Here is a 12,323-nt window from a genome sequence, read left to right as displayed (position 1 = left end):
CTGCGCTCCTGCAAAGCTCCTGCCCCCTCTCCCTCGAAGAGGGGGAGGGATGGGGAGGGGGCCAATGACCTTCCCACAAAGTCACTCCCCCGCCGGAATAAACTCCCCCTCCCGCCGGTTTACCAATCCGTGACGAAGGCACGTCACTCAATCCTTGACCGACTGGGCGCGCCTCCTCCGGGGGGCGCGCCTATTTTCTGTGCGCATCCGTGAATAAAATCACCGTCCGGCCTGTTGGTGCGACGGTCACCGTTCAAACCGTCAAGCCTTTGGTGTAGACATCCCGCCCATGCGCCTGATCCTCATCCTCGCCGCGATGATCGTCGCCGGCCTCGCGAATCTCGCCGTCTGGTCCCTGCCGAACCGCCCGGTGCCGCTCGACCCGCCGCCGGGCGGCAAGCTGCGCAGCGTGTCCTTCGCGCCCTTCCGCGACGGGCAGAGCCCGCTGACCGGCGTCCTGCCCTCCACCGCCCAGATCGAGGAGGACATGGTCGCCCTCGCGCCGCAGGTGGCGGGCATCCGCACCTACACCTCGCTGGAAGGCTTGCAGGTGGTGCCGGAACTGGCGCGCAAGCATGGCATGCAGGTCACCATGGGGGCGTGGCTGTCCTCGCGGACCGACAAGAACGAGGCGGAGATCGCCTCGCTGATCGACCTCGCCAACCGCTATCCCGACGTCATCACCCGCGTCATCGTCGGCAACGAGGTGCTGCTGCGCCGCGAGCTGACGCCGGAGCAGGTCGCCGGCTACATCGACCGCGTCAAGGCGGCGGTGAAGCAGCCGGTGTCCTATGCCGACGTCTGGGAATGGTGGCTGAAATACCCGCAGATATCCTCCCACGTCGATTACCTGACCATCCACCTGCTGCCCTATTGGGAGGATGTGCCGGCCGGCGTCGAGGCCGCGACCGAGCGCATCCGCCAGAGCTATCGCATCATCGCCCACCGCTTCCCCGGCAAGCCGATCCTGGTCGGCGAGACCGGCTGGCCGACGCAGGGGCGCTCGCGCGGGGCCGCCGTGCCGGGGCTGGTCAACAAGGCGAAGTTCGTCAACGCGTTCGTCCGCATGGCCGAGCAGGAAGGCTTCGACTACAACGTGATCGAAGCCTTCGATCAGGAATGGAAGGCCAAGCTGGAGGGCACCGTCGGCGGCCATTGGGGCCTCTACAATGCCGACCGCACGCCGAAATTCTCGCTGGCCGGGCCGGTCGTCGGCAATGTCGCGTGGCCCTGGCTGTTCGCGGCGTCGAGCGGGCTGGCGCTGGTGCTGCTGGGTGGGCTGGCGCTGTTGCGCCGCCATGTGCCGGGCACCGGCTGGGTGGCGCTGATCCTGCTGGCGCAGGCGCTGTCCACCCTCTATGTCCGTGCCGCCTTCGTGGCGGAGCATGGCAAGCATTACTGGCAGGACACCACGCTGGCCGTGGTCATGCTGGCGCTGACCGCGGCATTGGCGCTGGCGGTGCTGCTGACCGCCCACCGCACGCTGGCCAGCGGCGGTCTGGCGCGCGAGCCGCTGGTCGGCCTGCGCCACGCCCGCCCGGCCCTGACCCGCACCGAGCGGGTGGGGCGGTGGAGCGCCGTCGCGCTGGGCGTGGTGGCGCTGGTGTGGTCGCTGCTGATCGTCTTCGACGGCCGCTATCGCGACTTCCCAAACCCGTATCTGCTGATCCCGGCGGTGGCGCTGCCGGCGCTGGGGCTGATCCGCGCCACCCGCCGGCCGGTGGGGACGGAGACGCGCAACGCGCTGGGCATCGCCAGCCTGTTCCGCCCGGCGGTCCCCGCCGCCGATGGCGAGCCGCGCGGCCTGTGCGGCGCCGTCCGCCGCCTGCCGGTCGAGTCGCTGCTTGGCTTCGGCCTGCTGCTGGGGGCCCTGCTGACGGTGGTGGCGGAGGGCTTCGTGCCGATGGAGTCGCTGATCTACGGCCAGCTTCCCTTCATGGAGGCTCTGCACGAGGTCGATTGGACGCGGCCGAACTGGGAGGCGCTGGGCTGGGCGGCCCTGCAGATCCTGCTGGCGCTGCCCTTCCTGGCCGGGGTTTGGAGCGCCCGGCGTCCGCTGCGGCGGATTTGACGCCGGCCGGCCGCCAGCCAGCCATTGCACCGGCCGCCGCGCTGTGGATTGATGGACGGGTTCCTGGCCTTCCGGAGACCCGTCCGATGTCCCCCGATCTGTGGCTCGCCTTTGCCGCCGCCTCCGCCATCATGCTGATGATCCCCGGACCGACGGTGCTGATCGTCGTGTCCTATGCGCTGGGCCATGGGCGGCAATCGGCCATGGCGACCGTAGCCGGGGTGGCGCTGGGCGACTTCACCGCGATGACCGCCTCCATGCTGGGGCTGGGGGTGCTGCTGTCGACCTCGGCGGCGCTGTTCACGGTGCTGAAATGGGTCGGCGCCGCCTATCTGGTCTATCTCGGCATCAAGCTGTGGCGGGCGCCGGTCAAGGGGGTGGAGACGGTGGCCGACGAGTCGGGCGTCCGGCCCTGGCGCATGATGCTGCACACCTATGCCGTCACCGCGCTGAACCCCAAGAGCATCGTCTTCTTCGTCGCCTTCCTGCCGCAGTTCCTCGACACCAGCCGGCCGCTGGCCTGGCAGATGGTGGTGATGGAGGCGACCTTCCTGGTGCTGGCGACGCTGAACGCCGCCGGCTATGCCCTGCTGGCCTCGGCGGCGCGGCGCGCAGTGCGGACGCCGTCGGTGCAGCGCGCGGTCAACCGGGTCGGCGGGTCCCTGCTGATGGGAGCCGGGCTGCTGACGGTGGCGTGGAAGCGGACGGCCTGACGCGCAGGCCGGTTTGTTGACAGAGCATGATGGCTTCATCGAAAATTGCCGGGGCATTGGGGGATGCACGCGCCGGTCATTTTCGGGACGCCGGCCGAAGCGAATCGAACCGCGGGGGCGGTGATGGCCGACGGCTGCGAGACTGGCGAAAATGGCGATGTTCTGGAATTCGCCGCCGAGACCGAGGATGCGGCCGGTGGTGATGGCGACGGCTGGCGGCGCAACCCTCCCTGGCTGATCCTGATCGTCGATGACGACCACGAGGTCCACGCCATCACCCGCGTCGTGCTGGGCGAGATGAGCTTCGAGGAGCGGCCTGTCCGCTTCCTGTCGGCCTACACCGCGCGGCAGGCGCGGTCGCTGCTGGTCGAGCATCCGGGCATCGCCGCCATCCTGCTGGACGTGGTGATGGAGACCGACGACGCCGGGCTGAAGCTGGTCCGCCACATCCGCGAGGAGATGGGCAACCGGCAGGTCCGCATCATCCTGCGCACCGGCCAGCCGGGGCAGGCGCCGGAACGGCAGGTGATCGCCGCCTACGACATCAACGACTACAAGGCGAAGAGCGAGCTGACGGCGCAGAAGCTCTACACCGCCGCCGTCGCGGCCCTGCGCTCCTACCAGCACATCGTCACCATCGAGCGCGGCCGGCAGGGGCTGGAGCGGGTGATGGAGGCGGCCGACCATCTGGCCGGGCTGCGCTCGCGCTCGCACTTCCTGGCCGGGTTGGTCGGACGGGCGGCGGCGCTGGTGACCGGCGTACAGTCCGCCCTGCTGTGCGGATCGGGGGAGGGCGGACGGCCGTCGATCGTGGCGGAGGCCGGGCTGCCCGCCGACCTGCCGGCGGAGGCCGCGGCCGATATCCTGGCGGCGTTGGGAGATGGTCAATCGCGCTGGGGGAATCGGCATGGGGTGGCGGCGCTGCGCAGCCGCGACGCCGCCCCGCTGGCGCTCTGCCTGCTGGGCGGCCCCTTCGCCGAGGGCGACCGGCCGCTGGTGGAACTGCTCTGCACCAAGGCGGCGGTCGGGCTGGACAATCTGCGGCTCTACGAACGGCTGAACCAGGCGCAGATCGCCACCGTCCATGCGCTGGGCAAGCTGGCCGAATACAAGGACGAGGTCACCGGCGACCATGTGAAGCGGCTGGGCCGCTGGGCCACCGCCATCGCCCGCGAGCTGTACGCCCGCAACGCCTTCGCGGACGAGCTGGACGACTGGTTCTGCGACACCATCGGGCTGGCCAGCGTGCTGCACGACGTCGGCAAGGTCGGCATTCCCGACGCCATCCTGCGCAAGCCGGGCCGGTTGGACGAGGCGGAAATGGCGGTGATGCGCGATCACGCATCCATCGGTGGCAGCATCCTGCGCGACGCCTGCGGCGGCGACCGCCGCGGCTATCTGTCGATGGGGGCGGCGATCGCCGAGAGCCATCACGAGAAGTTCGACGGCAGCGGGTATCCGCAGGGGCTGGCCGGCGACGCCATCCCGCTGGCCGGCCGCATCGTCGCCGTCGCCGACGTCTTCGACGCGCTGCTGCACCGCCGCCCCTACAAGAAGGCGTGGGACATCGCGGAGGTACTGGACCTGCTGCGCGCCGAATCGGGCAGTCATTTCGACCCGCGCGTGGTCGACGCCTTCCTGGCGGTGCTGGAACGTGACGGGGCGGGGGTGTAGGCCTCTCCGCCCCCCTCCGGCCCTTAGACGCCCAGCACGTCGCGCATGCTGTAGAGGCCCGGCGTCTTGTCCTGCGCCCACAGGGCGGCGCGGACGGCGCCCTTGGCGTAAATCTGGCGGCCGGACGCCTTGTGGGTCAGTTCGACCCGTTCGCCGTCGCTGGCGAAAATGACGGTGTGATCGCCGATGACGTCGCCGCCGCGCAGGGTGGCGAAACCGATCTCGCCCTGCGGGCGGGCGCCGGTGTGGCCATCGCGCACCTTCTGCCAGACATCCTCCAGCGCAACCCCGCGCCCGGCCGCCGCGGCGCGGCCGAGGCCCAGCGCGGTGCCCGAAGGCGCATCGACCTTGCGGCGGTGATGCATCTCCAGGATGTCGATGTCGTAATCGTCGCCCAGCGTGTGGGCGACCTGCTCCACCAGCGCCAGCAGCAGGTTGACGCCCAGCGACATGTTGGGCGACTGGACGATGGCGGTGTGGGTGGCCGCGGTGGCGATGGCCGCCTGCTGCGACGGGTTCAGGCCGGTGGTGCCGACGACCAGCACGGTCTCCGACTGGGCGGCCAGCGCGGCGTGCCGCTCCGTCGATTCGGGGCTGGTGAAGTCGATCACCGCGTCGGCCTCCGCGAACAGGGCGACCGGGTCGTCGATGGCGGTCACGCCCAGCGGGTCGATCCCGGCCAGGAGGCCGATATCCTTGCCCAGCGCCGGGCCGCCCACCCGCTCGGTCCCGCCGGCCAGCGTGCAGCCCGCGGTCGCCGCGATTTCGCGCACCAGCATCTGGCCCATGCGCCCCGCGCACCCGACGACACCGATCTTCATGACGCCCATCCCCTGTTCTGCTCTGCCGGCCGGATTTCCAGCCCTCCCAGCGGTTTAGCACAGGCCCGGCCCGGGCTTAAGCGCCAAGGCAGCCGCGCAGCGATGCGGCGAGGTTGCGCATCAGGGTGGGGTAGAGCGCCTCGCCCTCCGGCAGGTCGGCGCCTTCGGGGTCGAGCACGCCGGTCTTGGCCGTGGTCCCCTCGACCACCGTGCGGACCAGCGTCGGTTCGAACTGCGGTTCGGAGAAGACGCAGGCGGCGTTCAGCCCGGCGATCTTGGCGCGGATGGCGGACAGCCGCTTGGCCGAGGGACGGCGGTCGGGGCTGACGGTGATCGATCCCACCGCCGACAGGTCGTAGCGCGCCTCGAAATACTGGTAGGCGTCGTGGAAGACGACGAAGGGCTTGTCCTTCAGCGGCGCCAGCGTCGCCTTCAACTCCGCGTCCAACGTGTCGAGCGCCTGCAGCGTGCGGGCGGCGTTGGTGCGGTAGGTCTCCGCATCGGCCGGGTCCTTGGCGGCCAGCGCGTCGGCCGTCGCCGTGACGATGGCGCGGGCGTTGGCGGGATCGAGCCAGATATGGCTGTTCAGTTCCTCGTGGTCGTCATCGTCATGGTCCTTATGGTCATGGCCCTTGTGATCATGATCGTGATGCTCATGGCCGTGGTCGTGGGGTTCCCAGGCGCCGCCCTCGCGGGCTTGCAGCAGGGTCAGGCTTTTCAGGTCCATCAGGGTCAGCCGCGTCGCCTTGGGCGCATTGGCCTGCAAGGGCTTTTCCAGGAAACCCTCCAGTTCAGGACCGACCCAGACCACCAGATCGGCGGCCGACAGCGCCTTCGCGTCCGACGGTTTCATCGTGTAGCTGTGCGGGGAGGCGCCGCCACGGACCAGCAGCGTCGGCTCCCCCACCCCGTGCATGACCGAAGCGACGAGGGAATGGATCGGCTTGATCGACACAACCACCTTCGGCGCCTCGGCCCAGGCCGGCAGGGAAGCGGTTGCGGCAAGGGCCGCGGTCAGAACAGCGGACAGCGCGGTGAGGCGCATGGGAGGGATCCTCTCGACTTGCTGGACAGGTCGCTGGTTTCAGCGCATAGGGAAGTCACGCTCAACTGGTGTCACGTTATAACATAACATGTCAACACCCGCTCTTTCACGGGACGAGTCCGCGCTGTTCGCCGGCCCGCTCGCCTGGACCGAGGATCTGACCGTTCGTTTCGGCCGCCGCACCGTGCTGGACCGCGTCAACGTCGCCGTCCAGCCGGGGGAGGTGGTGACGCTGATCGGCCCGAACGGCGCCGGCAAGACGACGCTTGTGCGCGCCGTGCTGGGGCTGGTGGCGCCCGACGGCGGGCGGGTGCTGCGGCGCCCGAACCTGCGCGTCGGCTACATGCCGCAGAAGCTGTCGGTGGACCGGACCCTGCCGCTGACCGTGCGCCGGTTCCTGGCGCTGTGGCGGCCGGTGACCGCGGACAAGGTGGAGGCGGCGCTGGAGGAGGCCGGGGTGACGCGGCTGGCCGATTCGGCGGTGCAGACGATTTCCGGCGGCGAGATGCAGCGGGTGCTGCTGGCCCGCGCCCTGCTTGGCGAGCCGGACCTGCTGGTGCTGGACGAACCCGACCAGGCGGTGGACGTGCACGGACAGGCGGAGCTGTTCAACCGCATCGCCCAGGTGCGGCAGCGGCGCGGCTGCGGCGTGCTGCTGGTCAGCCACGACCTGCACACGGTGATGGCGCGCACCGACCGGGTGATCTGCCTGAACGGCCATGTCTGCTGTTCCGGCCGGCCGGAGGATGTCAGCCGGCACCCGGAATACCATGCGCTGTTCGGCGGCCATGCCCGTGATCTGGCCGTCTATGTCCATCACCACGACCATGCCCACGCCGAGGACGGCAAGGTGGTGCACGACCATGACGGGGACTGCTGCCATGGATGAGTTCGTGATCCGCGCCCTGCTGGCCGGCGGCGGCATCGCCCTGCTGGCCGGGCCGCTGGGGTCCTTCGTGGTGTGGCGGCGCATGGCCTATTTCGGCGACACGCTGGCCCATTCGGCCTTGCTGGGCGTGACGCTGGGCTTTCTGCTGGGCGTCAATCCGATGATCGGCGTCATGGTGGTGTGCGTGACGCTGGCGCTGGCGCTGGTGGCGTTGCAGCGGCGGCGCAACCTCGCGGCGGACACGCTGCTGGGTATCCTGTCGCACGGGTCGCTGTCGCTGGGGCTGGTGGCGCTGGCCTTTCTGGAGACGCTGCGCGTCGATCTGATGGCCTATCTGTTCGGCGACATCCTGTCGGTGACCGACGGTGACCTGATTGCGATCTACAGCGGTGGTGCGGTGGCGCTGACCGGGCTGGCGTTGCTGTGGCGCCGCCTGCTGGCGGTGACGGTGGACGAGGATCTGGCGCGGGTGGAGGGCATGCCGGTCGACGCGCTGCGGCTGGCCTTCATGCTGCTGATCGCGCTGGTGATCGCCATCGCCATGAAGATCGTCGGCATCCTGCTGATCACGTCGCTGCTGATCATCCCGGCGGCCTCCGCCCGCCGCTTCGCCCGCACGCCGGAGGGAATGGCGGTGCTGGCGTCGGTCCTGGGCATCCTGGCGGTGGTTGCCGGGTTGCTGGCCTCGCTGAACTGGGATTTGCCGGGCGGACCGAGCGTGGTGGTGTCGGCGGCGGCGCTGTTCCTGCTGGGATCGCTGGTGCCCGTGCGGCGCTGATGTGCGGCGCTGGCTGCAATCAGGAAAAGAACACGGCCGTATCGATTTCCCGTTTGCGGACGTACCTGCCTGCGCCATAGTCCGACGGCGGACGCGATGGCGGAAGGGCCGCCATCGCCGCCGCACGAACGGAGGGTATGAGGATGGAACGCTTCCTCACTCTCCTGATCCTGGTGCTGGAGATCGTCAAGCGGCTGCTTGACCTTCTGACGCACTAAGATCGGGCGGGCGGGCCGGGGAATTACGGTCCCCGGCCCGCCTACCCCCGATATTGGTGCGGCCCCCGTCGCTGTCAACGGGGTGTCCGAAAACACTTATTCGTCGATGTTGCGCGCCAGCACTTCGCGCTTTCCGGAGTGGTTGGGCTTGCTGACCACCCCTTCGGTCTCCATCCGCTCGATCAGGCGGGCGGCAGAGTTGTAGCCGATGCGGAGCTGGCGCTGGATGAAGCTGGTCGAGGCCTTGCGCTCGCGGCAGACCACCGCCACCGCCTTGTCGTAGAGATCGTCGCCGGACCCGCCGCCGGTGCCGGGCAGGCTGCCGTCGTCGAAGGACTCCTCGCCCTCCTCGTCCTCAAGGATGGCATCGACATAGTTGGGCTCGCCCTGCGCCTTGAGGAACCTGACGATCTGCTCGACCTCGTGGTCGGAGACGAAGGGACCGTGGACGCGGGTGATGCGGCCGCCGCCGGCCATATAGAGCATGTCGCCCTGGCCCAGCAGCTGTTCGGCGCCCTGTTCGCCCAGGATGGTGCGGCTGTCGATCTTGCTGGTGACCTGGAAGCTGATGCGGGTCGGGAAGTTGGCCTTGATGGTGCCGGTGATGACGTCGACGGAGGGACGCTGCGTCGCCATGATCAGGTGGATGCCGGCGGCGCGCGCCATCTGGGCGAGACGCTGGATCGCCGCCTCGATGTCCTTGCCGGCGACCAGCATCAGGTCGGCCATCTCGTCGACGATCACGACGATGTAGGGCAGTTCGGTCAGGTCGAGCGGCTGTTCCTCGAACAGCGGCTTGCCGGTGTCGGGATCGAAGCCGGTCTGGACGCGGCGGGTCAGCGATTCGCCGCCTTCGCGCGCCTCGCGCAGGCGGGCGTTGTACCCCTCGATGTTGCGCACGCCCAGCTTGGACATGTTGCGGTAGCGGTCCTCCATTTCCCGCACCGTCCATTTCAGGGCGACCACCGCCTTTTTCGGGTCGGTGACGACCGGCGTCAGCAGGTGGGGAATGCCCTCATAGACCGACAGTTCCAGCATCTTGGGGTCGATCATGATGAAGCGGCAGCGCTCCGGCGGCAGCCGGTAGAGCAGCGACAGGATCATGGTATTGATCGCCACCGACTTGCCCGATCCGGTGGTGCCGGCGACCAGCAGATGGGGGAAGCGGGCGAGGTCGGCGACCACCGGCTGGCCGCCGATGTCCTTGCCGAGCGCCAGCGCCAGCTTGCCGCCATGCTTGTCGAAACCCTCCGCCGCCATCAGCTCGCGCAGCAGCACGGTCTCGCGCTTGGCGTTCGGAAGTTCGACGCCGATGACGTTGCGGCCGGGCACCACGGCGACGCGCACCGACACCGCGCTCATCGAGCGGGCGATGTCGTCGGCAAGGCCGATGACGCGGGACGACTTGGTGCCGGGGGCCGGTTCCAGTTCGTACAGGGTGACGACCGGGCCCGGATGGACCTTCTGGATCTCGCCACGCACGCCGAAATCGCCCAGCACGCCTTCCAGTTGGCCGGCGTTGCGCTGAAGCGCCGCCTCGTCCAGCTGTTCGCCGCGGATGCCGGTGGGCGGCATCTGCAGCAGGTCGAGCGGCGGTAGCTCGTAGCCCGGCGGGCCGTCCTCCTCGCTCAGTGGCAGGCGGCTCTGGCGCGGGTCATCCTTCGCGCCCTTGCGATCCGACACATCGGGTTTCGGCGGCGCGATGATCGGGACGGCGCGGATCGGCCTGTCGGCTGCGTTCGGGGCGGCAGCCGGGCCGGCGGACAGGGGAACCGGACCGGCGTCGAGACCGGCCGGGGGCAGCGGGGTCACCTGAACCGCCTCATCGAAGCGCGGGCGATTGCGTTTCGGCGCATCGTCGCCGCGCAGCGCGTCGTCCACCGCGACCGAGGCGGCCTGGGCGGCCGTGCGGCCGTGGCGGCGCAGGGTGTCGACGCCATTGCGGGCGCCCTGGCGGATCATGCGCAGGCCGTTCACCGTGCCGCGGCCGAGCGAGCGGACGCTGGCGATCCATTCGCCGATGGTCAGACCGGCGGCCAGGAACAGCACCAGCCCGCCGCCGACGGCGGCGGCGGTCGCCACCATCGGCTCGGCCCCGAACAGGTTGCCGACTCCACGCAGCAGCACCTGACCGACGCTGCCGCCGGGAAGCGGGGCGAGCGGATCGGTCGAGGCGTCGGTCAGGCCGGCCAGCGCCATCGACACCAGGAACACACCCCACAGGGCCAACACCGTGCGGAACAGCGGGTTGCCGAGCTTGCGCTGCGCGCCGAGGCGCCAGCCCCAGAACATCGGCACCAGCGCGATGACGAAGGCGGCCCAGCCCAGCGACTGGATCAGCAGGTCGGCGGCATAGGCGCCGGGCGTGCCGAACAGGTTGCGCGCGCTCTCCGCATTGGCGGGGACCGAGTTCAGCGAGGGATCATGCGGGTCGTAGCTGCCCAGCAGCACCATCAGCAGCAGGCCGAACAGGCCGAGCACGAACCCCATCGCCTCGCGCGCGCGGGCGACGACGAAGGCGCGCATGGCGGGCGAGAAGAAGGGCGGCTTCTCCTGCCGGCCGCGGCCGGCGCGGATGCGGTCCTTCGCCGGTTCCTTCACGCCGTCGCGGGGCGAACCCTTGCGGGGGCTGGGGGCGGGCCGTCCCAGGCTGGGCCGGGGGCGCGCGGAGGAGGGGCCGGCGGGTCGGGCCATGGGACGGGAACCTCGTGCTGTAGAAACCGAAAAACGGGCTGATCGGAACCGGTCAGCCGAGAATGCGGACGATGGACGCGCAGGCCTGGGCGACGGTGTCGGTGTCCTGCACCAGGGCCACGCGGATGAAGGCGTCGCCGGGGTTCGGCTCGCCGGGGTTGTTGCGCGACAGATAGGCGCCGGGCAGCACGCGGACGGCACCCTCCGCCCACAGCCGCTTCGCCGCCTCCTCGCCGTCGCCGACCTCCAGCCACAGGAAGAAGCCGCCGGCCGGCCGGTAATAGCCGTAGCGGCCGCCCAGCTCCGCCTCCGCCGCCGCGAACTTGGCGCGGTAGGCGGCGCGGTTCTCCTCCACATGGGCCTCGTCGCGCCACAGCGCGGTGCTGGCCGCCAGGACCGGCAGCGGCATGCCGGCGCAGCCGTAGCTGCGCAGGCGGGAGAAGCGGCCGATCAGCGCCGGGTCGCCGGCGACGAAGCCGGAACGCAGGCCGGCGGCGCTCGACCGCTTGGACAGGGAATGGAAGACCAGCAGGTTGGCCCAGGGCTTGCCGTCCGCGTGGGGCAGGGAAGCGGCAACCTGGAGCGCGCCGACCGGCGGTGCGTCCAGCCAGATCTCGGCATAGCACTCGTCGACCGCCAGCACGAACCCATACTGGCGCGCCAGCCCGATGGCCTTGGCGAGATAGGCCGGGGTGGCCGCCGCGCCCTGCGGGTTGGCGGGGGTGCAGAGGTAGAAGAGGGCGGTGCGTTCCAGCAGCTCCGGTGTCAGGGCGTCGAGGTCGGGCAGGAAGCCGGTCTCGCGCGTCGCCGACAGGAACACCGGCTCTGCCCCCGCCATCACCGCCGCCCCTTCATAGGGCGCGTAGAAGGGGTTCGGCATCAGCACCGCCGGCTGCCGCCCCGCCTTCCGCGTCGGCACCGCCAGCAGCGCCAGCATGAACAGCGCCTCCCGCGTGCCGGACAGCGGCAGGACGGAACTGTCGGCATGCAGCAGCCCGGCCGGCAGGTCGTAGCGGCGGGTCAGCCAGTCGCCGACGGCGGCGCGGAACTCCGGCGTGCCGCCGACCGGCGGGTACTTGTTCCAGCCGGACGCCGTGGCGCGCAGCGTCTCTTCGAGGATGGCGGGCGGGGTGTGCTGCGGCTCCCCCACCGTCAGCACCATGGGGGAGACATTGGCGCGCGGGCTGATCGGCGCCAGCAGGTTGGCCAGCCGGGTGAAGGGATAGTCGGTCAGCAGGTCGAGCCGGTCGCTGCCGATCGCCTCGGTGAAGACGGCACCGCTGTTGACGCTGAAATCGGTGAGGACCATGGCGACCGCAACCCTCTTCGCACCCCGGATGCCGCACCCCGGCGCGGGGAGGCGGCCATGTCTCGTGAAGGGCCGATCCTATCGGCGCGGCACGGGGGGCACAAGCGCACA

Annotated in this window: 9 protein-coding genes; 5 read left to right on the top strand and 4 right to left on the bottom strand. The window is 70.2% G+C overall.

Going from position 1 to position 12,323, the window contains the following annotated elements:
- Positions 1-289 precede the first annotated feature (289 nt).
- From PWS46_RS24655 to PWS46_RS24645, 3 genes are all read left to right on the top strand, one after another.
- A complete protein-coding gene (locus PWS46_RS24655) occupies positions 290-2,071 on the top strand; it encodes a glycosyl hydrolase family 17 protein (RefSeq protein ID WP_434624306.1) in 1,782 nt (593 codons plus the stop codon).
- 86 nt (positions 2,072-2,157) lie between these two features.
- A complete protein-coding gene (locus tag PWS46_RS24650; protein ID WP_434624304.1) occupies positions 2,158-2,784 on the top strand; it encodes a LysE family translocator in 627 nt (208 codons plus the stop codon).
- A gap of 63 nt (positions 2,785-2,847) precedes the next feature.
- The gene (locus tag PWS46_RS24645; protein WP_434624302.1) at positions 2,848-4,458 is read left to right on the top strand and encodes an HD domain-containing phosphohydrolase; all 1,611 of its coding nucleotides are present in this window, start codon (positions 2,848-2,850) and stop codon (positions 4,456-4,458) included.
- A 23-nt stretch (positions 4,459-4,481) separates the two neighbouring features.
- Here PWS46_RS24645 and dapB read toward each other — a convergent pair whose 3' ends face one another.
- Together dapB and znuA are read right to left on the bottom strand one after the other, a co-directional pair.
- Positions 4,482-5,279 (bottom strand): 4-hydroxy-tetrahydrodipicolinate reductase, encoded by a 798-nt coding sequence (gene dapB / locus PWS46_RS24640; RefSeq protein WP_434624300.1) that lies wholly within the window; start codon positions 5,277-5,279, stop codon positions 4,482-4,484.
- Between the two features lie 76 nt (positions 5,280-5,355).
- Positions 5,356-6,324: a zinc ABC transporter substrate-binding protein ZnuA gene (gene znuA / locus PWS46_RS24635; protein WP_434624298.1), complete on the bottom strand. Its 969-nt coding sequence runs from the start codon at positions 6,322-6,324 to the stop codon at positions 5,356-5,358.
- An 88-nt stretch (positions 6,325-6,412) separates the two neighbouring features.
- Between znuA and znuC the strand changes: the two genes are divergently transcribed.
- Positions 6,413-7,213, top strand: a complete 801-nt coding sequence (gene znuC, locus PWS46_RS24630; protein ID WP_434624296.1) for a zinc ABC transporter ATP-binding protein ZnuC — start codon at positions 6,413-6,415, stop codon at positions 7,211-7,213.
- Entirely contained in the window at positions 7,206-7,991 is a 786-nt protein-coding gene (gene znuB / locus PWS46_RS24625) for a zinc ABC transporter permease subunit ZnuB (RefSeq protein ID WP_434624294.1), read from the top strand. Before znuC ends, znuB begins: the two co-directional genes overlap by 8 nt.
- A 314-nt stretch (positions 7,992-8,305) precedes the next feature.
- Here znuB and PWS46_RS24620 read toward each other — a convergent pair whose 3' ends face one another.
- On the bottom strand, positions 8,306-10,903 hold the full coding sequence (locus tag PWS46_RS24620; protein ID WP_434624292.1) for a DNA translocase FtsK: 2,598 nt from the start codon (positions 10,901-10,903) through the stop codon (positions 8,306-8,308).
- Between the two features lie 52 nt (positions 10,904-10,955).
- Entirely contained in the window at positions 10,956-12,212 is a 1,257-nt protein-coding gene (locus tag PWS46_RS24615; protein WP_434624290.1) for an aminotransferase class I/II-fold pyridoxal phosphate-dependent enzyme, read from the bottom strand.
- Positions 12,213-12,323 lie beyond the last annotated feature (111 nt).

This window comes from Azospirillum sp. B2RO_4, from assembly GCF_051124815.1.
GTDB lineage: Bacteria > Pseudomonadota > Alphaproteobacteria > Azospirillales > Azospirillaceae > Azospirillum.
This window is presented reverse-complemented; position numbering and strand designations above follow the sequence as displayed.